Source organism: Pseudomonas sp. GZD-222 (genome assembly GCF_049310525.1).
Taxonomy (GTDB): domain Bacteria; phylum Pseudomonadota; class Gammaproteobacteria; order Pseudomonadales; family Pseudomonadaceae; genus Aquipseudomonas.
Genome location: NZ_JBMOWO010000118.1, coordinates 1 through 22,487 on the forward strand (window position 1 = coordinate 1; position 22,487 = coordinate 22,487).

General features: G+C 59.0%; 23 protein-coding genes and 1 pseudogene. 6 read left to right on the top strand and 18 right to left on the bottom strand.

Features of this window, described 5'->3' with window-relative positions; all coding sequences use genetic code 11:
* Positions 1-169 precede the first annotated feature (169 nt).
* On the bottom strand, positions 170-1,375 hold the full coding sequence (locus ACO6VD_RS22605; RefSeq protein ID WP_422422231.1) for a YeeE/YedE family protein: 1,206 nt from the start codon (positions 1,373-1,375) through the stop codon (positions 170-172).
* 101 nt (positions 1,376-1,476) lie between these two features.
* On the opposite strand from ACO6VD_RS22605, the gene ACO6VD_RS22610 reads away from it, so the two are divergent.
* On the top strand, positions 1,477-1,974 hold the full coding sequence (locus ACO6VD_RS22610) for a GNAT family N-acetyltransferase (protein WP_422422232.1): 498 nt from the start codon (positions 1,477-1,479) through the stop codon (positions 1,972-1,974).
* Here the strand turns inward: ACO6VD_RS22610 and phnE are convergent.
* From phnE to ACO6VD_RS22630, 4 genes are read right to left on the bottom strand one after another with little or no spacing between them, the layout of a single operon-like run.
* Entirely contained in the window at positions 1,949-2,716 is a 768-nt protein-coding gene (gene phnE, locus ACO6VD_RS22615) for a phosphonate ABC transporter, permease protein PhnE (protein WP_422422233.1), read from the bottom strand. The two genes, ACO6VD_RS22610 and phnE, sit on opposite strands and share 26 nt — an antisense overlap.
* Positions 2,713-3,540, bottom strand: coding sequence for a PhnE/PtxC family ABC transporter permease (locus ACO6VD_RS22620; RefSeq protein WP_422422234.1), 828 nt, complete (start codon positions 3,538-3,540; stop codon positions 2,713-2,715). The genes phnE and ACO6VD_RS22620 overlap by 4 nt, the downstream gene beginning before the upstream one ends.
* Positions 3,534-4,328 carry a phosphonate ABC transporter ATP-binding protein gene (locus ACO6VD_RS22625; RefSeq protein WP_422422235.1) on the bottom strand — a complete coding sequence of 265 codons (795 nt, stop codon included), beginning with the start codon at positions 4,326-4,328 and terminating at the stop codon, positions 3,534-3,536. Before ACO6VD_RS22625 ends, ACO6VD_RS22620 begins: the two co-directional genes overlap by 7 nt.
* Positions 4,325-5,179: a putative selenate ABC transporter substrate-binding protein gene (locus tag ACO6VD_RS22630; protein WP_422422236.1), complete on the bottom strand. Its 855-nt coding sequence runs from the start codon at positions 5,177-5,179 to the stop codon at positions 4,325-4,327. The genes ACO6VD_RS22625 and ACO6VD_RS22630 overlap by 4 nt, the downstream gene beginning before the upstream one ends.
* Positions 5,180-5,302: 123 nt before the next feature.
* On the opposite strand from ACO6VD_RS22630, the gene selD reads away from it, so the two are divergent.
* Both selD and mnmH read left to right on the top strand, forming a co-directional pair.
* Complete coding sequence (selD, locus tag ACO6VD_RS22635; protein WP_422422237.1) at positions 5,303-6,337, top strand: selenide, water dikinase SelD; 1,035 nt, start codon at positions 5,303-5,305, stop codon at positions 6,335-6,337.
* Positions 6,337-7,443, top strand: a complete 1,107-nt coding sequence (gene mnmH / locus ACO6VD_RS22640; RefSeq protein ID WP_422422238.1) for a tRNA 2-selenouridine(34) synthase MnmH — start codon at positions 6,337-6,339, stop codon at positions 7,441-7,443. The genes selD and mnmH overlap by 1 nt, the downstream gene beginning before the upstream one ends.
* 6 nt (positions 7,444-7,449) lie before the next feature.
* Here the strand turns inward: mnmH and ACO6VD_RS22645 are convergent, their stop codons facing one another.
* Both ACO6VD_RS22645 and ACO6VD_RS22650 read right to left on the bottom strand, forming a co-directional pair.
* Complete coding sequence (locus ACO6VD_RS22645; protein WP_422422239.1) at positions 7,450-7,833, bottom strand: lysozyme inhibitor LprI family protein; 384 nt, start codon at positions 7,831-7,833, stop codon at positions 7,450-7,452.
* Positions 7,834-7,998: 165 nt separating this feature from the next.
* Positions 7,999-8,901: a LysR family transcriptional regulator gene (locus ACO6VD_RS22650; RefSeq protein ID WP_422422240.1), complete on the bottom strand. Its 903-nt coding sequence runs from the start codon at positions 8,899-8,901 to the stop codon at positions 7,999-8,001.
* An 89-nt stretch (positions 8,902-8,990) separates the two neighbouring features.
* Between ACO6VD_RS22650 and ACO6VD_RS22655 the strand changes: the two genes are divergently transcribed.
* Entirely contained in the window at positions 8,991-9,470 is a 480-nt protein-coding gene (locus tag ACO6VD_RS22655; protein WP_422422241.1) for a DMT family transporter, read from the top strand.
* On the opposite strand, the gene ACO6VD_RS22660 is transcribed toward ACO6VD_RS22655, so the two are convergent.
* From ACO6VD_RS22660 to ACO6VD_RS22710, 11 genes are all read right to left on the bottom strand, one after another.
* On the bottom strand, positions 9,467-10,021 hold the full coding sequence (locus tag ACO6VD_RS22660; RefSeq protein WP_422422302.1) for a hypothetical protein: 555 nt from the start codon (positions 10,019-10,021) through the stop codon (positions 9,467-9,469). The genes ACO6VD_RS22655 and ACO6VD_RS22660 overlap by 4 nt on opposite strands.
* Before the next feature lie 2 nt (positions 10,022-10,023).
* The gene (locus ACO6VD_RS22665) at positions 10,024-10,584 is read right to left on the bottom strand and encodes a GNAT family N-acetyltransferase (RefSeq protein ID WP_422422242.1); all 561 of its coding nucleotides are present in this window, start codon (positions 10,582-10,584) and stop codon (positions 10,024-10,026) included.
* A gap of 93 nt (positions 10,585-10,677) precedes the next feature.
* Complete coding sequence (locus tag ACO6VD_RS22670; protein ID WP_422422243.1) at positions 10,678-11,052, bottom strand: YkgJ family cysteine cluster protein; 375 nt, start codon at positions 11,050-11,052, stop codon at positions 10,678-10,680.
* 207 nt (positions 11,053-11,259) lie between these two features.
* A complete protein-coding gene (alaC, locus tag ACO6VD_RS22675) occupies positions 11,260-12,474 on the bottom strand; it encodes an alanine transaminase (protein ID WP_400170982.1) in 1,215 nt (404 codons plus the stop codon).
* Between the two features lie 145 nt (positions 12,475-12,619).
* Positions 12,620-13,753 (bottom strand): hypothetical protein, encoded by a 1,134-nt coding sequence (locus ACO6VD_RS22680; RefSeq protein ID WP_422422244.1) that lies wholly within the window; start codon positions 13,751-13,753, stop codon positions 12,620-12,622.
* Positions 13,754-13,909: 156 nt separating this feature from the next.
* On the bottom strand, positions 13,910-14,797 hold the full coding sequence (gene cyoE / locus ACO6VD_RS22685; RefSeq protein WP_107023660.1) for a heme o synthase: 888 nt from the start codon (positions 14,795-14,797) through the stop codon (positions 13,910-13,912).
* Positions 14,798-14,808: 11 nt separating this feature from the next.
* Positions 14,809-15,144 carry a cytochrome o ubiquinol oxidase subunit IV gene (gene cyoD, locus ACO6VD_RS22690; RefSeq protein WP_422422245.1) on the bottom strand — a complete coding sequence of 112 codons (336 nt, stop codon included), beginning with the start codon at positions 15,142-15,144 and terminating at the stop codon, positions 14,809-14,811.
* The gene (locus ACO6VD_RS22695; protein ID WP_422422246.1) at positions 15,145-15,774 is read right to left on the bottom strand and encodes a cytochrome o ubiquinol oxidase subunit III; all 630 of its coding nucleotides are present in this window, start codon (positions 15,772-15,774) and stop codon (positions 15,145-15,147) included.
* Between the two features lie 3 nt (positions 15,775-15,777).
* The gene (gene cyoB, locus ACO6VD_RS22700) at positions 15,778-17,796 is read right to left on the bottom strand and encodes a cytochrome o ubiquinol oxidase subunit I (RefSeq protein WP_422422247.1); all 2,019 of its coding nucleotides are present in this window, start codon (positions 17,794-17,796) and stop codon (positions 15,778-15,780) included.
* 3 nt (positions 17,797-17,799) lie between these two features.
* On the bottom strand, positions 17,800-18,744 hold the full coding sequence (cyoA, locus tag ACO6VD_RS22705) for a ubiquinol oxidase subunit II (protein WP_422422248.1): 945 nt from the start codon (positions 18,742-18,744) through the stop codon (positions 17,800-17,802).
* 564 nt (positions 18,745-19,308) lie between these two features.
* Positions 19,309-19,815 (bottom strand): disulfide bond formation protein B, encoded by a 507-nt coding sequence (locus ACO6VD_RS22710; RefSeq protein ID WP_400170950.1) that lies wholly within the window; start codon positions 19,813-19,815, stop codon positions 19,309-19,311.
* A 237-nt stretch (positions 19,816-20,052) separates the two neighbouring features.
* On the opposite strand from ACO6VD_RS22710, the pseudogene ACO6VD_RS22715 reads away from it, so the two are divergent.
* Positions 20,053-20,148: pseudogene (locus ACO6VD_RS22715) on the top strand (YebG family protein); the annotation flags it as partial.
* A gap of 80 nt (positions 20,149-20,228) precedes the next feature.
* On the top strand, positions 20,229-22,487 hold the full coding sequence (locus ACO6VD_RS22720) for a hypothetical protein (protein ID WP_422422249.1): 2,259 nt from the start codon (positions 20,229-20,231) through the stop codon (positions 22,485-22,487).

Below are 22,487 nucleotides of genomic sequence, written 5' to 3' on the forward strand. Positions count from 1 at the left end.
CCACACTCCACTCCCCCCCCCCCCCCCCCCCCCCCCCCCCCCCCCCCCCCCCCCCCCCCCCCCCCCCCCCCCCCCCCCCCCCACCCCAGCTTGTAAAGATGGTCAAGGCGATTAACGATGATTTGACAGTGGGGAGCTTGCCCCGCAATGCCATGTGACGGGAATCTCGCTATCGCGGGGCAAGCCCGCTCCCACTGCCTTCAAAGAAGAACGGACGAATACGCACACCGATCACGTTGCCGGCATACGCCGCGATCAGCCACAACCAGCCGTGCACGCTGCCCGAGGCGATGCCGCTGAAGTACGCGCCGATGTTGCAACCGTAAGCCAGGCGCGAACCGTAGCCCAGCAGCAGGCCACCAATCACCGCCGCCACCAGCGAACGGGTAGGGATGTTCAGGTTAGGGGCGAAGCGACCGGCCAGACCGGCAGCCAGGAGCGCGCCGAGCACGATGCCGATATCCATCACAGTGGTCACATCCTCCCACAGCGGCGAAGCCAGCGCCTTGGCGTTGGCCGGCACCTGCCAGAACGCCCAGCTGCCGACATCCACACCCAGGCCGCCGAGGGTTTTCGCACCCCACAGGGCGAACGCCGAGGTGATCCCCCACGGACGCCCGGCCAACGCCAGGGTCAGGTAGTTGAGCAGCGCCAAGGCCACCGCACCCCACAGCAACGGCCACGGCCCACGCAGAAAACGGCGCAGCCCTTGATGCTCACTGTGCGGCGCGGCTTCCAGCAGGCCATGCCGACGGCGCTCCAGCACCATCGTCACCCAGGCAATCAGCGCGAACACCACCAGGCTCACCAGCAAGGCCGGCATCAGACCAAACGCCTGAACAATCGAAGTCGCCGGGAACGATGGCAGGGAGAACCACCAGTCAACGTGGTGGGTGGCGGTCACCGAGCCGATGATGAAAAACAGCAGGGTTACCAGCATCCGCGCGTTGCCGCCGCCGACCGTGAACAACGTGCCGGAAGCGCAGCCACCGCCCATCTGCATGCCGATGCCGAAGATGAACGCACCGAACACCACTGAAACCCCGGCCGGCGCCACCAACCCCTTGACCGGCTGGCCGAACAAGGTCCCGGCATCCAGCGCCGGGAAGAACAGCAGCACGGCAATCGTCAGCATCACCATCTGCGCCCGCAGACCCGCGCCGCGGCGTTCGTTGATGAACACGCGCCAGGCCGAGGTGAAACCGAAGGCGGCGTGGTACAGGGTCAGGCCCAGGGCGGCACCAACGATCAACAGCAGCACTTGATTGCTGCCAACGTTGGCGTTGAGGAACAGCGCGCCGATCAGCAGCAGTGCCAGGGCGAACAACGGCGCACCGAGGCGGCGTTCGGGCACGGTGGGAACAGAAAGACTCATGGCAATATCCGCGTGGCGATTTTACAGGCAGCGATTGTACCTGCGCTGACCGCCAGGCAGTGTAGGATTCCTGCCACCCTCCTGCTTGAGCGAGCCACCTTATGCAGCTGACTCATCGCCCCGTCCAGGCCACGGACATCGCCTCCATCTGCTGTTTCCCCCAAGGCCCGGACGAACTCTTCTACATGTTCCCCAAGGCCCACTACCCGCTGACCCCGGCGCAACTGAGCGATGCCATCGCCCAGCGCGAGGGATCGACGGTGGTCGAGGGCGACGGAACGGTGCTGGCCTTTGCCAATTTCTACAAAGCCGAACACGGCGGTGTCTGCGCCCTCGGCAACGTGGTGGTCGCCCCGGCTGCCCGCGGCCATGGTGTGGCGCGGTATCTGGTGCAGCGCATGATCGAGCTGGCCCGTCAGCAGTTCGATGCCCGTGAAGTCTGGGTCTCCTGCTTCAACAACAATACCGCTGGGTTGTTGCTCTATCCACAGCTTGGCTTTGTCCCTTTCGCCATTGAGGAACGCCAGGGGCCAGGCAATACAAGGGTAGCCCTGGTGCAGATGAAGCAAACACTCAAACCCTCACAAAACGCTGCCTGAGCAGGTCGCTCAGGGCATCCACCAGCAACACCAGCACCAGCATGGCCATAATCACCGTGCTGGCCTGGGCTTCCTGGAACAGGCTCAAGGTGGTGTAGAGCATCTGCCCCAGGCCTCCGGCGCCGACAAAGCCGAGCACGCTGGCCATACGGATGTTGTTCTCCCAGCGGTACAGGCTGTAAGCCAGCAACTGCGGCCAGAGGTTGGGCAAGGTACCGAAACAGAACGCAGCCACCTGGCTGCCGCCCTGCAGGCGGATGGCCGCGGCTGGCTCTGGCGGGGTGTTTTCCAGGGCTTCGGCAAACAGCCGGCCAAGCACGCCAGTGGTGTGCAAGGCCAACGCCAGGGTACCGGCATTCGGCCCCAGGCCCGCCGCCAGCACGGTCAGCGCCGCCCAGACCAACTCCGGTATCGCGCGCAGGCCGTTGAGCAACAAACGCGCAGCACCTTGCAACGGCCAACCGAAACGCCCCGCTGCCGGCAAGGCAATCAACAGGCCGAGCATGACCGCGAGCAGCGTACCCAGGCCGGACATGGCCAGGGTCTCCAGGGCGCCCTTGCCCACCGCGCGCAAGTGCTCCGGGCTCAGGTCAGGGCTGAGGAAGCGCGCCGCATAAGCGCCCATCTGGCCAAGCCCACCGTTACCAAACAGTGCCTGCAAATCCAAGCTCAAGTAGGCGAACGACCCTGCCACTGCCGCCAACAAAGCGAGGACCAACGCGGCATTGATCAGCCGTCTCATGCCAACCTCCCGCGCAACAAGCGGCTCAGTTGATCGGCCAGCCATACCAGCGCCAGGAAGGCCAGCAACATGCTCGCCACCTCGGCACCGGCGAACATGCGCAGCGACAAATCGATCTGCTGCCCCAGCCCGCCCGCGCCGACAAACCCCATCACCACCGATGCGCGGATTGCACATTCCCAGCGATAGACCGTATAGGACACCAGCTCCGCCGCCGCATCCGGCAGGATGCCGTAGAAAAAGGCGCTCAGCCGGCTACTGCCAGCCTGCAACAGCGCATGCGCGGGACGCTGATTGATCGATTCGAAAATCTCTGCGTAAACCTTGCCGAGCATGCCGCTGTAGGTGATGGCGATGGCCAGCACCCCGGCAGTCGGCCCCAGGCCTACGGCGCGAACAAACAGCAGCGCCCAAACGATTTCCGGCACGCTGCGCAGGAAGATCAGCAACCCGCGTACCGGCAAGCGCACGGTGCGCGACCAGAACCCCAGGCGCCCGCCACGCGAGGCAGCGCCCAGCGACAGCGCGCGGCTGGCGAGCAGGCTGGCCGGTATCGCCAGCAACAGGGCCAGGGCCATACCCGCAGTGGCCATAGCCAGGGTTTGTAGAATCGCTTCCCATAACAGGGCAAGAAACTCGGGATCATGCGCAGGCGGCCAGAAGCCACTGACGAAGTTGGCCATCTGGCGGCGATTTTCAGCCTCCAGCAGCACACTGGGATTGAGCTCGCTCACCTGGATGCCAGGCCATAGCAAGGCAATTGCCAGCACCGTCAGCAGCAGCCGGGGCAACGCTGCCGGGTCGCGTTTGTCAGCTGTCAGCATCGCGGAATCTGCAGGTTCAGCGTCGGCAGCGGCACTTGTGGCGAACCCAGATGCTCGTTGGCGTACAGCGCATCGAGCATGTCGGCGGAAACCTCAGAGGCCGGGCGATCGAATGCCACCTGCCCTTCGCGAATACCGATCACCCGCGGGAAATGCGCCAGCGCCAGCTCTACCGCATGCAGGCTGGCGACCAGGGTAATACCGCGTTCGCTGGCATGCTGATTAAGGGTTTTCAGGCTGTGCTCGGCCAGCACCGGGTCCATGGCCGAGACCGGCTCGTCAGCGAGCAGAATGTCCGGCTGCTGGTACAAGGCCCGGGCAATGCCGACCCGCTGCAATTGTCCACCCGACAGCTGCCCGCACTGGGCGAACAGCTTGTCGGCCATCCCCAACCCGGACAACACCGCACGCACGCCCGGGATATCCGAGGGATGCAACAAATTGAGCAAGCCGCGCAGGGTGCTCCACTGGCCCAAACGCCCGGCCAGCACCGCAGTCACCACCCGCTGCCGCGGTGGCAGCGGCGGTGCCTGATGGATCAGGCCGATTCGCGCGCGCAGACGCTGACGCGCACGCGCCGACAGCCGCCACGGCGCTTCACCGAGCAGTTCGACACTGCCGGTGGTAGGTGCCATGGCGCTGGCGATCAGTTGCAACAAACTGGACTTGCCGGCCCCCGACGGGCCGATGATCGCTACCCGCTCGCCCACCTCTACACACAGGTCTATCGCCTGCAATGCCTGAACCTGACCATGACGCAGACTCGTACCATGGAGCTGGATCGTCACTTGAGCAACTCAGCAGCGCGCGCAGCCTCTTCGATGCCCTTGTAGTTGTCCGGGTTGGTTTCGATAAAGCGGCTGGCAGCCTGCAGGTCGAGGATCGCTTTATCCGCTGGCTTGGCCGGATCGAGGCTCAGGAAGGCCTGTTTGATCTTCTCTTTCAAGGCAGGATCGAGGCTGCCGCGCACGGTCCAGTTGTAGTCGTAATAGCTCGGGGTGGTGGCGAAGACCTTGACCTTGTTGGTGTCGACCTTGCCCGAGGCCACCAGTTTTTCCCAGACACTGGCGTTGAGCACACCGGCATCGACCTTACCGGCCTGCACCCAGGCGGCTGTAGCATCGTGGGCACCCGAATAGGCAACCCGGCTGAAGTAGGTCTCAGGCTTGATGTTGTCGTCCTTGAGCATGAAGTAACGCGGCATCAGGCTGCCGGAGGTGGACGAAATCGAACCGAAGGCAAAGGTCTTGCCCTTGAGGTCCGCCAGGCTCTTGATCTCGGGATTGGCGGTGATGAATTTGCTGGTGAATTTGGCGTCCTGCTCACGCTGCACCAAGGGTGTTGCAGTCGGGCTCTTCAGGTGCACTTGAACAAAGGTGAAACCGCCCAGCCAGGCCATATCCAGACGGTCGGTGGCCAGCGCCTCGACGACTGCCGGGTAGTCGGCCACCGGCACGAACTCGACCTTCATGCCCAGCTTTTGCTCCAGGTATTCGCCCAACGGCTTGAACTTGCGCAGCAGTTCAGTCGGCGCCTCGTCAGGGATGGCGCTGACTTTCAGGGTATCGGCCGCCTGGGCCAAGAGGGATGAGCAAGACAGCACGAGGCCGGCGAACAGCGCCAGAGGACGTTTGAGCATGAGGGATTCTCCGGTTCAATAGCGGGGAAAGAGCCAACATCAGGCTGGCTCCAGAATTATAAGAGGCATCGGCGCAAAGACCAGCTTTGCTACAATCGGGCCTCACGATTTTTCGAGGTGCGTATGAGCGAGCCGATTCGTCTGACCCAGTACAGCCACGGCGCCGGTTGCGGCTGCAAGATCTCTCCGAAGATGCTCGAGGTGATTCTCGCCGAAAGCGGCACCCAGGCCCTGGACCCGAACCTCTGGGTCGGCAATGCCTCGCGCGATGACGCGGCAGTCTACGCCCTCGATGACGAACGCGGTGTGGTCTCGACCACCGACTTCTTCATGCCGATTGTCGATGACCCGTACGACTTCGGCCGCATCGCCGCCACCAACGCCATCAGCGATATCTACGCCATGGGCGGTGACCCGCTGATGGCCATCGCCATTCTCGGCTGGCCGATCAATGTGCTGGCCCCGGAAGTGGCCCGCGAAGTGATCCGCGGTGGCCGCGCCGTGTGTGCCGAGGCCGGTATTCCACTGGCTGGCGGTCACTCCATCGATGCCCCTGAGCCTATCTTCGGCCTCGCGGTAACCGGCGTTGTGCAAAAACGCCATATGAAACGCAACGACACTGCCACTCAAGGCTGCCGCCTGTACCTGACCAAGCCGCTGGGCATCGGCATCCTCACCACCGCCGAGAAAAAATCCAAGCTGCGCGACCAGGACAAAGGCCTGGCCCGCGACTGGATGTGCACCCTCAACACCCCCGGCAGCCGCTTCGGCAAGCTCGCGGGCGTCAAGGCCATGACCGATGTCACCGGCTTCGGCCTGCTCGGCCATCTGGTAGAGCTGGCTGATGGTAGCGGCTTGAGCGCGCGCCTGAACTACAGCGCCGTGCCACGCCTGTCGAGTGTCGAGCATTACTTGGCAGAAGGCTGTGTGCCAGGCGGTACCCTGCGCAACTTCGACAGTTACGGCGAGAAGCTCGCTCCGCTGAGCGACGAGCAGAAACACCTGTTGTGCGACCCGCAAACCAGCGGCGGTCTGCTGGTGGCAGTGGCACCTGAAGGTGAAGCGGAGTTTCTCGCTGTTGCTGCCGAGCTGGGCCTGAACCTGGCGCCGATCGGCGAGCTGGTTGAGCGACAGAGCCATGCGGTTGAGGTGCTGTGATGCGTGACAACAGCACCGACTACCGCCAACTGTTTCTCAACGATGTACCCATGATGGACATGCGCGCCCCGGTCGAATTTACCAAGGGCGCCTTTCCCAACGCGATCAACCTGCCGCTGATGAACGACCTTGAGCGGCAGAAGGTCGGCACCTGCTACAAGCAGCACGGCCAACAGGCCGCCATCGCCCTCGGTCACGAGCTGGTCAGCGGTCAGAGCAAAGATCAGCGGATTGCCGCCTGGGCCGCCTTCGCCCGGGCCAATCCAGAGGGTTATCTCTACTGCTTTCGCGGCGGCCTGCGCTCGCAGATCGTCCAGCAGTGGCTCAAGGATGAAGCTGGGATTCACTACCCCAAGGTCATCGGTGGCTACAAAGCCATGCGTAATTTCCTGTTTGAAACCACTCAGCAAGCGGTTGCCGAATGCGACTTCGTGCTGATCGGCGGCCTCACCGGCACCGGTAAAACTGAAGTGCTGCAGGTGCTGAAAAATGCGCTCGACCTGGAAGGCCACGCCAACCATCGTGGTTCCAGCTTCGGCAAACGCGCCACTGGCCAGCCTGCTCAAATCGATTTCGAGAACGCCCTGGCCATCGACGTGCTGAAGAAACGCGCGCGGGGTATCGAACAATTCGTCCTGGAAGACGAAGGCCGTATTGTCGGCAGCTGCTCGCTGCCGCTGGAGCTGTACCAGGGCATGCAGCATTACCCGCTGGTGTGGCTGGAAGACAGTTTCGACAACCGTGTCGAACGCATCCTTGGCGACTATGTGATCAACCTGTGCGCCGAATTCGTTGCCCTGCACGGTGACGAACAAGGCTTCACGCTGTTCGCCGAGCGCTTGAAGCAGAGCATGGGCAACATCCTCAAGCGCCTGGGCGGTGAGCGTTACCAACGTCTGTCAGCGCTGTTGCTGCAAGCCCTGGACGAACAACAGCGCAGTGGCGCAGTGGATCTGCACCGTGCCTGGATCAGTGGCCTGCTCAGTGAGTACTACGACCCGATGTACGCCTTCCACCGCGACAGCAAGGCCGGGCGCATCGAGTTTTCCGGCAATCAGGTTGAGGTGCGCGAATATTTGCGTGCCCGTGCTGCCCGGCATAAATAGCCCGGTTTATGTAGGCTCGCTCAGCTTGAGCAGTTCGTCTGCACGCGCCTTGGTCATCTCCAATACACAACCCGCGCCGTTTAGCTGATCGATGGTGCCGCCAGTGAGGCTGTAATACAGCTTGCAGTTGGCGTCGCGGTACTTGATCCACAAGCGCTGGGCATCAAGCAACTGAGTCTGCTGTGCCGGCTCCAGCGCGGCCCTGGCTTTCTTGTACGCACTGTTGAGTCGAGCGTCCTGGCGCTCGATCTCGGCGCCATTGCAGTTGTTCATGTCCAGAGTGGTCTGGGCGGTTTGCATGCATTGGTTGTAGACAGGCGAATCGTTCTGGGCGACGGCGAAGGGGGCAATGGCGGTCATCAGAGCGATGGTTAAAAGAGGATGCTTCATCAGGAGAACTCCATGTAAGGAGGGCTCAGATTGCCGGGTAAAAGCCTCTGCAACAATAGGACATCTAACATAGACCTATGAGAGCGTGCTTGCCCCGCGATGCGATGTGACTGATAGACCGCAATCGCGGGACAAGTCGGGTCGCCGCACCGCCGCTCCCACAGGTTACCGGCCACACACCTGGGCCACGCGCTCGCGCAACCAGCGATGCCCCGCCTCCCCTTCCCGGCGCTGATGCCAGGCCTGCTGAAAGCCAAAGGCCTTGATCGCCAGCGGCGGCTCGAAGCGGCGTAGGCGCGGGTCGAGCTTGCCGTTGTCGAGGCTGCGCCGGGCAACGGTGAGGATCAGGTCGGTGCCGGCGATCACCTCCTGCGCCGCAGCCCAGTGCGGCATCGCCAGCGCCACCCGGCGACGGGCCCCCATGGTGGTGAGCGCCAGGTCGATCTCGTTGTCGATTCCGGGGCGCACCGCCACCAGCACATGCGGTCGCGCCAGCCACTCGGTCAAATCAAGCCCGCCGCGAGCAGGCAAACCACTGCGGTCGGCAATGCAGGTAAAGCGTTCCTCGAACAGGGTTTCAACCTGCAGTTCGGCGGCCAGTTCCGGAAACACTCCAAGGGCCAGGTCAGCTTCACCATCGAACAAATGCCCCAGCATCGCCTCCCGGCTGCCCTGGATAACCACCAGGTCGATCCCCGGCGCTTCCTCACGCAGCACTCGCATCAACCCCGGCAACACCACACGGGCGCCGTAATCGGACATGGCCAGGCGAAAGCTGCGGCGCGCCTTGCGTGGATCGAAGCCGGGCTGGGCAAGCAGGCCATCGAGCTGTTCCAGGGCTTGCTGCAATGGCTCGATCAAGGCCTGGCCACGGGCGGTAACCTGCAGGCGCCCTCCACGGCGCACCAACAATGGATCGGCGAACAGTTCGCGCAATTGCGCCAGGGCATGACTCACCGCTGGCTGGCTGCGATGCAGGCGCAGCGCTGCGCGGGACACGTGCTGTTCGGCGAGCAAGGCATGCAGGGTCAGCAACAGATTCAGGTCAATACGGCGCAGATCATCCATCAGGCGAATAGCTCCCGTGCAGCATTCGAATTTCCATTAACAGCATGGATAGCCAAGACTTTACCAAGTCAATTTCAAGGAGTCTTGCCATGAGCCTGTCTTTCTCCCCCGCCGCCCTGCTGCCGCTGCTCATCGCCCTGCTGGCGGGTGCGGCGGTGCCCTTCCAGGCTGGCGCCAATGCTGCCCTCGGCCGCCTGCTCGGCCATCCTCTGTGGGCAACCCTGGTGTCGCTGGGGGTCAGTGTGCTGATGGTCATTCCGGCGCTGCTGGTGCTACGTGCGCCACTGCCGCAGCTCGGCGCCCTGGCCCAGGCCCCCTGGTGGGCATGGCTGGGCGGCGTGGCCGGGGTGGCCTATATCACCGCCGCACTGATGCTCACCCCGCGTCTGGGGGCTGCGGGGTTCATCGTCTGCGTGATTGCCGGCCAGGTGTTGTCATCGCTGGTGATCGATCAGTGGGGCTTGATGGGCCTGGCGCAACGGCCGGTGAACGGCCTGCGCCTGGCCGGCGTCGGTCTGATTGTGCTCGGCATGCTGGTGGTGCAATGGGGGACTTCGACGTCGCGCTAGATGGTGTCGGGATCAATGGGCTGGATATAGGGCTGCGGCTCCAGGGCGCGATTCATTTCAAACCTCAGGCTAGGCGCTTCAAGAGCAAAATGGATCACCAACCCCAGTACCACCATCAGTGCGCCGTCCAACCAGTGCCAGCCGGGTATCGGCACGCCCTGACGTGCATGGCGACACCACCAGGCCTGGCCCAGGCAAAAGCCGAGGATCGCCAGCAACCACAGGTAAAACCCAGGTGCGAAGTGGGTAAGGTTGACGAAGTTGTAGCTGCGATTGTCGGGCATTCGGTCGTTGCCGAAACTGCTCAATGCCAGGCCCAGGGCGCCCACTCCCAGCACCAGCGATACCCAGCGCCAACGCCGGTGCAACAGCATCGCCAAGCCCAGCAAGGGATTGGCGAACCAGCCATACATGCCGAACACCAGCCCCCAGGGACCATACAACAACGCCTGCAAGGCGTGCAGGCGCCCGTCCCCGGTCATGTACATGGCGTTGAAACCCAGACTCGCCAAAAACAGCAGCAAGGTCAGCGAAACATAGCGGTTGAGCATGATCACGCAGCACGCTCGAACAGCAGACCGTAGAGCCCCGAATCGGACAACTCCCCAGCCACACACCAGCGTTCACGCAGCACCCCTTCAAGGACAAATCCCAGCCGTTCAAGGGTACGTGCCGAAGCGCTGTTACGTGGATCGATTTCCGCCTCGAGGCGGCGCATGTTCAGGCCCCGGGACAGATACTGAACAAACAGCGCCAGTGCCTCGCCCATAAAGCCCTGCCCTTGGGCAGCACTGGCCAGGCAGTAGCCGATTTCACCCCGGCGCGAGTCGCTGTCGAAGTTGGAACACTGGCACATGCCGATCAGCTCACCACTGTCGCGCCGATAGATACCGAGCTTGAGCAGCTGCCCCTGGGCATAAGCCTGGTGATCAGCCGCAAGCGCTGCCTGCGCCTGGTCGATGTCAGTCCAGGGCGCGTGGTTCCAGAAACGCATGACCTGGGGATCGGCCATGATCCCCAGCCATGCAGCGGCATCCCCGGCGCTCATGGGACGTAGCTGCAGACGTGGGCTTTGCAGGCAAAGGTCGTGGGGAAATGCGTAAAGGTGCGGCACGGGGCGAACTCCTGTCCTGTCCGAAGAGCCGCACAGTCTACCTCAAGGTTGCCAGGCACTGGTCGTGGCTACAGACACCTGGCGTCACCGTCATCAGGCGACTTCAGCCCCCTCATCTGGCCAGATCGGCTCGTTGGCTTCCAGTGGCGGCAGGCCATAGGCCGCCCGGGCGGCATCGCAACTCGGGTTGGGCTGACCATCGACCCAGGCCGCCTCGAATTCGCGGCAAGGGGTGGAGCGCTGCTCATAAATGCCGCAGCTGACGCCTTTGCCAATCTCGCCCTCAAGGCTGATACAGCGGCAGGGTTTGCTGTCGGTGCCGATCATCGCTACCCGGGTAGGGTTGATCTGGACCACCAGATCGTCGGGCACCAAACCTCCGGACGATTGACACTCACCCCAGAAAAAAGACACACGGAAAAACCCGCAGCAGGCGCCGCAGTTCAAACAAGGATTGTGTTCGGACATGATGAGAAGACGGGGGGTAAGTTTATCGTTATTGGGAGAAAACCCGTCGCCATTCTATGCTTCGCCAAGGCTTTGGGAAGGGGGGAGATGTAGAAATATATTGCGTCTGACGGACGGCTGGAGACGCCCTGTTGGGAACGATCGCGGGGCAAGCCCGCTCCCACAGAAATGGCACTGAGGGAGCGGGCTTGCCCAGCGATGAAGGCTCTACTTTTGCGACTTGCCCACACCATCCGCGCGGAACATCTGACGAATGCCGCGCACCGCCTGACGGATGCGGTCCTGGTTCTCGATCAGGGCAAAGCGCACGTGATCGTCGCCGTAGTCACCAAAGCCGATACCCGGCGACACACACACCTTGGCTTCGGCCAGCATTTTCTTGGCGAATTCCAGCGAGCCCAGGTGCGCGTACTCTTCGGGGATTTTCGCCCAGACATACATCGACGCCTTGGGATTCTCGACCATCCAGCCCATTTCGTGCAGCCCTTTGACCAGCACATTGCGACGCTGGCGATACTGCTCGGCAATATCGCGCACGCACTGCTGATCGCCTTCCAGCGCAGCGATCGCGGCCACTTGCAGCGGTGTGAAGGTGCCGTAGTCGTGATAGCTCTTGATTCGCGCCAGAGCGCTGACCAGCTCCGGGTTACCGACCATGAAGCCGATACGCCAGCCAGCCATGTTGTAGCTCTTGGACAGGGTGAAGAACTCCACCGCGATGTCCTTGGCCCCTGGCACCTGCATGATCGAAGGGGCTTTCCAGCCGTCGTAGACGATGTCGGCGTAGGCCAGGTCGTGGATCACCAGTACATCGTACTGCTTGGCCAGCGCCACCACGCGCTCAAAGAAGTCCAGCTCGACGCACTGCGCGGTCGGGTTGGAGGGGAAGCCGAGAATCATCATCTTCGGCTTCGGGATCGACTCGCGGATAGCCCGTTCCAGCTCATTGAAGAAGTCCACGCCCGGCACCAGCGGCACCGAACGCACCTGGGCACCGGCAATCACTGCACCGTAGATATGAATCGGATAGCTGGGATTGGGCACCAGCACGGTGTCGCCATGGTCCAGGGTGGCCAGCATCAGGTGCGCCAGACCTTCCTTGGAACCGATGGTGACGATGGCTTCGCTTTCCGGGTCGATGTCGACCTCGTAGCGTTCCTGGTACCAGCGCGAGATGGCCCGACGCAGGCGCGGAATGCCGCGGGAGGTGGAATAACCGTGGGTGTCTTCGCGCTGGGCGACCTGTACCAGTTTTTCGACGATGTGCGGCGGCGTGGCCCCATCAGGGTTGCCCATGCTCAGGTCGATGATGTCCTCGCCACGACGGCGTGCAGCCATCTTGAGTTCGGCGGTGATGTTGAAGACGTAAGGGGGGAGACGATCAATGCGCGCAAAGCGGCGCGGCGAACCTTGGTCAGCCATGGCTTCCTCGAAGACGTAAGCGCCCGGAACCGTCCGAGCGACGTTGGCCACTGCGGTGGCCGGTGCCAACAATAGAGCCTGGGCGGCCCGTCTGTCCAGTCACTGGATGCAATACAGGGACGATCCGCCCATGCTCAGCGAGGAGTCAGCGAATCTCCTGGTACGCTGTTACAGACCACTCGAGCGGGGAAGCAAGGGCAGTGTCGGGCTGGAAGGCTGCACCCTGGACACTGGAGAATGCCGTGCCCTTGTCGCCCAGGTTGACGTAGCGCTCATTCTTCTCGGATTCGGTTACCAGCGTGTAAGAGTGTTTGCGCATCGCCTGGTACTTGCCGTCATCCTGCTCCAGCACCTTATGGTAGTTCTGCAGGTCACCGTCACTGAGGTTGAGCATCTTGTTCAACTTTACCCCCCAACGCGTCAGGCATACTTCGACAAAATGCCGAACGATCAGCCCGGGCTCGGCCAGTTCCTTGCCGCCGGCCGCGCCGTCAGCCGCAGCGTTGCCCACCAGGGTCGCATGCCGACCCGGCATCGGGTAGACATGGCAACGGGTACTGGCATGGGTTTTCGGGATCACGCAGGAGAACCCCTTGGAGCGCTCATCGCGGGAGAAGAAGCCAACATACTGCTTTACATTTTCGCCCAGTTGCACCCGATGACGATCGAAATTACCAACCCCTGGCACCGGGTCGATGGCAAAGATGTTCACCGGGAGCTCCTTCAACGCTTCATCGGCGAGCATGGCATTGGCCAGCATATGGCAACTGACGCCGCCGCGGCTCCAGCCCACCAGGTTGACATGGGTGGGGATGATGCCATCCTTGCGAAACTGCTTGATGATCTGTTCCTGGAGCATCTGCGGGGTAATCTTGCGAGTCCCATAGCTGTAGGTGCGCCAGAACCATGAGGCGGTTGCCGTCGAATCAGGAATCGGTACACCGGCAGCCTTCAGGCGCTGGTACTCGTCCTCGCTCAGTTCTTTACGCTGCCAGTTGCTTTGGCCCTTGATGATCTGCAGTGCATGCTGGACATTTTCCTCCCAGCTCTTGCCAAACAAGGTCTGGTTCCAGTTGTAGTAGCTACCCGGCTCAACAAACAGCTCATCGGCCTGCAGGTTGCCACTTCCCGGTCCATCAACAGCAATCCAGTGGGCGAACTCCTTGCCCTGATCATTGGCGGCCAGGGTCGAGACCAGCTCGCCATTCCAGAAATTCGGGTTGGCGTCATCGAATCGATGGGAGCCGGTGCCGCAGAAATAAACGGTCAGTACACTCATGTGATTCTTCTCCGTGGTTGAGTAGCGGCGCACTCTATTCACGAAGGTTGTCAGCCAGCAGAGGGCAACCCTGCCCTGTCCTGCACCGTTGCCACGACACAAACAAAAACGCCCCGGAGCTTGCGGCCCGGGGCGTTCTTGTTCAAACCATCACACTCAATGTGCGTAGGTCAGCAGCAGCTCGGTTGGCACCTTGGTGTCGAGCGACATCATCACGCTCAGGGCAGTGATGGTGAAGATCGAAAACACGAACAGCTTGCGTGCCCACAGGCGGTCATCGACAGCCTTGTAGCCGGTCCAGGCCATGTACAGCCAGTACATGCCCATGGCGGCGGCAACCGCCATGTAGCTCATACCGGCGTAGCCGCCCAGAGTCAGCATCAAGGTCGCAACCAGGAACGCCACGATGTACCAGAGGATGTGCTTCTTGGCCACCAGGATGCCACGCTTGACCGGCAGTACCGGAATCGAGGCCGCCAGGTAATCGTTGAAGCGGAAGATCGCAATGGCATACGAGTGCGGCATCTGCCAGAGGCTGAACATCACCAGCAGGGTCAAGGCAGCCAGGTCGAAGCTGTTGCTTACGGCGCAGTAACCGATCACCGGAGGCATGGCACCGGACAGGCTGCCAACCAGGGTGCCGTGCACCGATTTACGCTTCAGGTACAGGCTGTAGAAACCCACGTAGATAATGAAGCCGATCAGGCCGAACAACGCTGCCAGGGCATTGGCCTGCACATACAGCAGACCAAGACCGGCCACCCCGAGCAGGGTGGCGTAGGCCAACGCGACTTTCAGCGAGATCTGACCCTGAACCATTGCACGGTTCTTGGTGCGCTCCATCTTGATGTCGATGTCACGGTCGATGCAGTTGTTGAACACGCAACCGGACGCCACCACCAATGAAGTACCAATCACCGTGGCCAGGAACAGCATGAAGTCGACATGCCCTTGCGCGGCAAGGAAAAAACCGCCTGCCACAGAAAGCACGTTACCGAAAATGATCCCCGGTTTGGTGATTTGGATAAAGTGCTTAACGGACATGTCGTCTTACCTCACTTCGCCATCATGCTGGTATGGATGCTGAACATGATCCACAGCGACAGGCCGACCAACAGTGCGATGACCATCACCGTGAACAGGAAGGTCGACACATTGGAGCTCTGTTCTTTAGAACTATCCATGTGCAGGAAGTACACCAGGTGTACAACCACCTGGATGACTGCCAGAGCCACCACGATCATGATCACGGTGGTCCGCTCCATGCCACCTGGGAACATCACCAGGCCGAACGGAATGGCGGTGAGGATCACCGACAAGATGAAGCCGATCAAATAGGATTTGACGCTACCGTGGTTGCCCTCGGCGTGGCTGTTATGTGCGCTAGCCATTTACAGACTCCCCAGCAGATACACGACGGTGAACACACAGATCCAGACCACGTCCAGGAAGTGCCAGAACAGGCTCAGGCAGCTCATGCGGGTCTTGGCAGTGCCAGTGATACCGTGCTTGTTGATCTGGTACATCATCACCGCCATCCAGATCAGGCCTGCAGTTACGTGCAGACCGTGGGTGCCGACCAGCGCGAAGAACGCCGACAGGAAACCACTGCGCTGCGGGCCGAAGCCCTCAGCGATCAGGTGATGGAACTCATAGACTTCCATCGCGATGAAGCCGGCACCGAACAGGAAGGTGACAGCCAGCCAGCCCAGCACGCCGCCCTTGTTGCCTTTGAACATCTGCAACATGGCGAAGCCGAAGGTGATACTCGAGAACAGCAGCAGTGCGGTTTCAACCGCGACAAAATCCAGCTGGAAAATGTCGTGACCCGACGGGCCGCCGGCAAAACTGCCGGACAGCACCGCGTAGGTGGCGAAGAGCGACGCAAACAGGATGCAGTCGGTCATCAGGTACAGCCAGAAACCGAAGACGGTCATCTGGCCCGAGTCGTGGTGGTGGTCGTCATGCCCATGGTCGTGACCATGAGCATGAGTATCAGCGTTAATTACATGACTGGACATTGATTAAACCCGTTCAAACGATTCGACACGTGCGCCAGCCGGCGCGCCGGTAGCCAGGCCCAGGGACTTCATGCGCTCACCTTCGATGCGCGCCACTTCCTCGGCAGGAACCATGTAGCCCTGGTCGTCACGCGCAGCGTGGGCAACGAAGACCGCGATGGTGCCGACCAGGCTGGCAGCTACCAGCCACCAGATGTGCCAGATGAAGGCGAAACCGAAGACGGTGAGCAACGCACCCATGAACACACCGGTGGAGGTGTTGTTCGGCATGTGGATCGCTTCGTACTTGGCTGGAACCTTGTAAGCCTTGCCGGCTTGCTTGGTTTCGTGCCATGCATCCAGATCGACGTTCTCAGGCATGGTGGCGAAGTTGTAGAACGGCGGTGGCGACGAAGTCGACCATTCCAGGGTACGGCCGCCCCATGGGTCGCCGGTCACGTCCATGTTGTCCTTGCGATCGCGAATCGACACGTACAGCTGGATCAGCTGGCAAGCGATACCGAACAGGATCAGCACGGCGCCGAACACGGCTACGTACAGGTAGGGTTCCCACAGTGGGTTGTCGGAGTGGTTCAGACGACGGGTCATACCCATGAAGCCCAGTGCGTACAGTGGCATGAAGGCCACGTAGAAACCGGAGATCCAGAACCAGAAGGCAGCTTTGCCCCACTTCTCGTTCAGGGTGAAACCGAAGGCTTTCGGGAACCAGAAGGCGAAGCCGGCAATGTAGCCGAACACCGCACCACCGATGATCACGTTGTGGAAGTGAGCGATTACGAACAGGCTGTTGTGCAGAACGAAGTCAGCACCTGGAACAGCCAGCAGTACGCCGGTCATACCACCGATGGAGAAGGTGATCATGAAGCCCAGGGTCCACAGTACTGGCGCGGTGAAGCGCAGACGGCCCTGGTAGATCGTGAACAGCCAGTTGAACAGCTTAACCCCGGTCGGAATCGAGATCAGCATGGTCGCCAGACCGAAGAAGGTGTTGACGCTGGCGCCCGAACCCATGGTGAAGAAGTGGTGCAGCCAAACCGCAAAGCCCAGTACCGCGATCGCGCCGGAAGCGTAGATCATCGACTTGTGGCCGAACAGGCGTTTGCCAGCGAAGGTCGAGGTGACTTCCGAGAACACACCGAAGGCCGGCAGGATCAGGATGTAAACCTCAGGGTGACCCCACGCCCAGAACAGGTTGACGTACATCATCGGATTACCACCAAGTTCATTGGTGAAAATGTGGAAATCCATGTAACGGTCAAGTGTCAGCAGTGCCAGGGCAGCAGTCAGGATCGGGAACGAAGCAACGATCAGGACGTTGGCCCAGGTGCAGGTCCAGGTGAAGATCGGCATGTCCATCAGCTTCATGCCAGGCGCGCGCATTTTCAGCACGGTGGCGAGGAAGTTGACACCCGTTAGCGTCGTACCTAGACCCGATAGCTGTAGCGCCCAGATGTAATAGTCGACACCCACGCCAGGACTGTACTGGATACCCGCCAGCGGTGGATAAGCTACCCAGCCGGTCTTGGCGAATTCACCGACACCCAGGGAGACGTTGACCAGCACGACGCCGGAAACCAGCAGCCAGAAGCTCAGGGAGTTCAGGAACGGGAAAGCAACGTCACGCGCACCGATCTGCAGAGGCAGGGCCAGGTTCATCAGGCCGGTGAAGAATGGCATTGCCATGAAGATGATCATGATCACACCGTGAGCGGTGAAGATCTGGTCATAGTGTTCGGGAGGCAGGTAGCCCTCGGAGCCGCCGGTGGCCATGGCCAACTGCGTGCGCATCATGATGGCGTCGGCAAAGCCGCGCAGCAGCATGATCATCGCGACGATGATGTACATCACCCCGATTTTCTTGTGGTCGACCGAAGTCAGCCACTCGGACCACAGGTAGGTCCACTTTTTGAAATAGGTGATTGCACCCACCAACGCGAGACCGCCGAGCGCGATCATGGCGAGTGTCACCATGACTATCGGCTCGTGATACGGAATCGCATCCAGACTTAGTTTACCGAACATCTCTTACTCCTCTGCCCCAGCAGCTGAATGCATACTCACGTCCATCCCTTCGGTACCGGCCGCTTCTTTGCTCTGCTCTTTCTCGTGGACCGGCCGACCGCGGTTCATGCCTTCGTACTTGTCGACGATGGACTGGAACTGCTCAGGCGAGGCCACGCTGTACAGCGCGACTGGATTGTTTTCGCTAGTTTTGGCCAATGCCGCATATTCAGCCGCATCCAGCTGTTTAGGCGATTGCTTGACTTCGTTCACCCATGCCTCGAAATCGGCCTGGGAAGTGGCAGTTGCCTTGAACTTCATACCGGTGAAGCCGGCACCGCTGTAGTTCGCCGAGATACCGTCGAACTCGCCATTTTCGTTGGCGATCAGGTGCAGCTTGGTGGTCATGCCAGCCATTGCGTAGATCTGGCCACCCAGGCCCGGAATGAAGAACGAGTTCATCACCGAGTCGGAGGTCACGCGGAAGTTGACCGGGGTGTTGGCCGGGAAGACGATCTTGTTGACCGTGGCAATGCCTTGTTCCGGGTAGATGAACAGCCATTTCCAGTCCAGGGCGACCACGTCGATACGCACCGGCTTCACGTCGGAAACCAGCGGACGATACGGGTCCAGCTCGTGGGTGGTCTTGTAGGTCACATAGCCCAGGGCAATGATGATCAGAACCGGGATGGTCCATACCGCCACTTCGATCTTGGTCGAGTGCGACCAGTCAGGGGTGTAGGTGGCTGCCTTGTTGGAAGCGCGATACTTCCAGGCGAACGCGATGGTCATGAAAATGACAGGAATCACCACCAGCAACATCAAGCCGGTAGCGATGAGGATAAGGTTCTTTTGCTCAATGCCGACCTGGCCCTTCGGGTCGAGCAGGGTCCAGTTGCACCCACTGAGTAAAAGCATGCCTAAAAAGGGCAGAATGCCAAACAGTCTGGGGTAACGCTTTTTACTCATCTCACGACCTCTAGAGCAGCTTGCTTCAATGCAATTTGTGTTTTGGTCGCCAACACTTCGTCCTGCCAAGCGTCAGCATTTATGGGATCGAATACGGTCATACCTTGAGGCCAGCTGCGGCGGCTCGGCATAAACCGGGTATTACGGTGTTTATTGTTTTGACTTCGTAGGCAACAGGCCTGTGTTCAGACCAATTCCATTTGGTGCGGGAAATCACGGAGGGGGGTCAGCCCGGCATCGCCGCAGGCGATGCTCGTCAGAGTCAGCAAAAAGAGCCCTGAAGCTCCTTTAATCCTGCGACTCGCAAGCGGTGCCGAACGGAAATTGGGGGCGATTGTAGATAGGTCGTCATTCAATGACTATGACTAATTGAGCAACAGTCTTTTACAGAATTGACAATAATCAAGCCTGAAAAATCAGTTTCGCGACAGTTTGTCGCACCCTCTTCAATACCCCTGAAGCCTTTGTATTACAAGGCCTCAGGCTTGATCTGGATCAACTCAAGTGCGACGTCGCAGGAAAGATCCATTGCACAACAGACTTGCATCAACACATGACTTTTGTCTAAGGCTTGCGACGGTTGCGGTAGATGCCCAAAGGCACCAGAACGGCGGTCAGAATAAAGGCCAGTAGCGCCCACTGCGCCAGCGACAGACCCAGCACCGGCGGATAGGGCGTGGAGCAGAATCCGTCGACCTGGAACACCAGTGGCAGCACCGAGGCCAACGGCAAGCCGTCGACGATCGGTTGCAAGGTGTCGATGCCACAACTGACTGCCGGGTTGGCGAGGATATACACATGGTTGCTGGCTGCGGCAATACCGCCGATGGCACTGAGCACCACCAGGCCCTCAAGGAAGGTCAGGCTGCGCACGCCAGGCATGGCCGCACCAATAAAGGCAAACACGGCAATCAGCAGCAGCGCATAGCGTTGCAGGATACACAGTGGGCAAGGCGCCTCGCCGAGCACTATCTGCATATACAAGGCGCCGCCGATCAAAGCCAGGCAGATCACCCCCAGCAGTACCAGAAAGCGCCGTTCCCGGTTCAGGCGCGATGTTTGCTCGTTCATTGCATATCCTTGGTTGACTGAATGGCTCGACTGCCTCGTCAGAATTCTACACGCTCAAGAAGACATTTAAGAACGGTAAAAGTGCCGCGCCAGGCAGGTTGAGGCTGGCAGGAACGGCGCTGCAAAGCAGAATGCTGAATTGCCACTATCTTAGTCGTGTGGATTACCCTATCATTAACACTGTACAAATAAACAGTATCGAGCACATCGATATTCAAAAGGCATGTGAGGTGATGAATGGCCGTCGAAGTGGTATACCGCAGCAGCCGCGATCTGGAGCGCTTGTTCATGGATAAAGCCGAAGCTGACCGTCACGACAAGATGCTCGTTTTGCGTTTTGCTTGATGTTGCCTATACCTACAGAGACCGCTGTGTGACCGTCGATCAGCCGTGCGTTTCGGTGAGGTGTAGATGTGACAATTGTCAAAAATATCATCGCCCGAGCTGAGCATCCATTCGAAAATCTCGAAGCCTCCCCCATTCTTGACGCGGCGAATGCAAACCTGTCCAAATTTAAAGCCCGAAGCGTCATCAGCACGTTGCGCTATTTGGAATGCTTCCTGCAAATCACCAATCAAAAACTTAGCTACCAAGACTTGGAATCGTCATCTAGTGACGAAATACTCGCTACATTCTGTGGGGCCCTATCAAGTATTAAATTCGCAGCATTGGGAAAGAGCGGCTTAGCTTCCGCGATCAGTAGACTTTCGAATACCGTAAATGCAATACGAAGGTTGTCAGGAAGCGCAGCTTTTCTCGAATTTTCTAACCCGCAATGCAACCCGCTAATACCGATTTACCGTGATACATTCGAACAATTAATCTTAGACGAGCATAAAGTCTGGTATTGGTCTGGGTGGGAGTGCACAAACGCGGCCGAAAAGACGATAAACCTTCCACTTGCAAAAATCTATCTTTGCTACGGCAGAGACTTCACAACACTACTTTATGAAATCTGCAAAACATTTCTAGCCGGGCATCGAACCTGCAATTTATATTTTGTAGAGCTGTTCCGTAGATACTTATACATTGAACCTGAAAAATTTACCGCAATAGACTTTAGAAATCCAGACCGGACAACTTGTTTCTTTGACTCTCTTTTCAGATATCATTACCAAGCTTCAATTGAAAAGGGGCGCCGTCATGACAGTGTCATTGCAGCTTGGAAATACCACGTTGTTCCTTTTTTAAAGAACCAACTTGTACCGAACGGTCTATTCGCCCTTCCAAGTTCGATAGCAACTCCACCGTCAGTGGGATTCAGCGGAAGAAATAAACATTTAATAGAACGTTCGAATGGGGTTGTTAAAGCGAACACGTTCGTCGACATCCCGCTACACATATCTGATGATGAAGCCTTTAGAGAGCTGAAAGCTCGCATACTTTTTTGCCACAGTGCCGCTATACAGTGGTGTACTGAAATCACAAATGAAACGCAAGAAGCATACGACAATTACAAAAGTTTAGCCGTTCTAGGCAAACCGATTATGACCGGTACTCGATTACACGAAGAGACAAACGCCTGGCTAGCATCAAGTCGCAACCCTGAACAGCTGCAAAACTTAGCTGCAACACTTCAGAAACACGGATATCGCGAACTGGGTCGTGTATTAAAGATCTCCAATATCGCACACGGCCCAGTCGCAAAGAATTTGGGCCTACCGACGACTGAGGTTCTCACCGCAATATGCATCAAACTGATTTCGGTTGATCCGCGCATAACGCCTAGCTTTCTAACAAGCGTTGAAATATATGATAAAAATGGCAATTTTCGTGGCGTCGACAGTGGCGACGTCGTGGAATACCTTCATGGTCATAAAGACAGGCGTGGTCCAGCAAGGTCCGAAATCCGTATTTTACTCAACGACGAGTCGAAAAAAATTGTGCAGCTATTAATTAATATAACTGCACCTCTTAGAGATCACCTCAAAGATGGCTGGGACCCGCTCTGGCGAACGTTACTCATTACCAGCCAAAGACACGTCGCACTACCCTCTAAATTCGGCCTGAAAGCCAAGACTGATGATTCACGTGTTAACAGAATTATTGAGCATCTAAAAAGTAATCATGACTTAGCCGCCTGGACAACGGAGGAATTAAAAAACTTCGCGAGGGCGATTCTTTGTCCTTCGAGAATGCGTACAACAACTGGAGTGGTTAAATTTCTCGAGACCGGTAGCTTACACGCCATGGCAAAGGCATTAGGACATACAAGTTTTAACCCACGAACATTGAGCAGCTACCTCCCCACAAGCATCTTGCATTTTTTTAGAGACAGATGGGTGCGTTTATTTCAGACTGGCGTCATAGTCCAAGCTATGAAAACGAGCCACCATCTTTTGAAGGCGGCAAATTTCTCCAGCAGTCAGGAGCTTGCGCAGTTTCTCGAAAACCATGCCCTCCCCCATCAAGAAGTATTGTCTCCTAGAGAGATTAGGAAAAACGATAACTCGAAACTGATTATAGCAATCAACTTGCCGATTGCGAGAGCTTTGCATTCTCTCAAAGATCAAAAACTGAAAAATACAATCAGCGAATCACTCGAACACTGGGTAGAGTTTTACAATCACTTGCTCGCGTACTTAGAGAGAGATCCAGACAACAATCTTGAAGTCCTCGACATTATCAGGGCAGCGCGAAGCCTGGACCCAATCACCCTGCCGAATACCTGA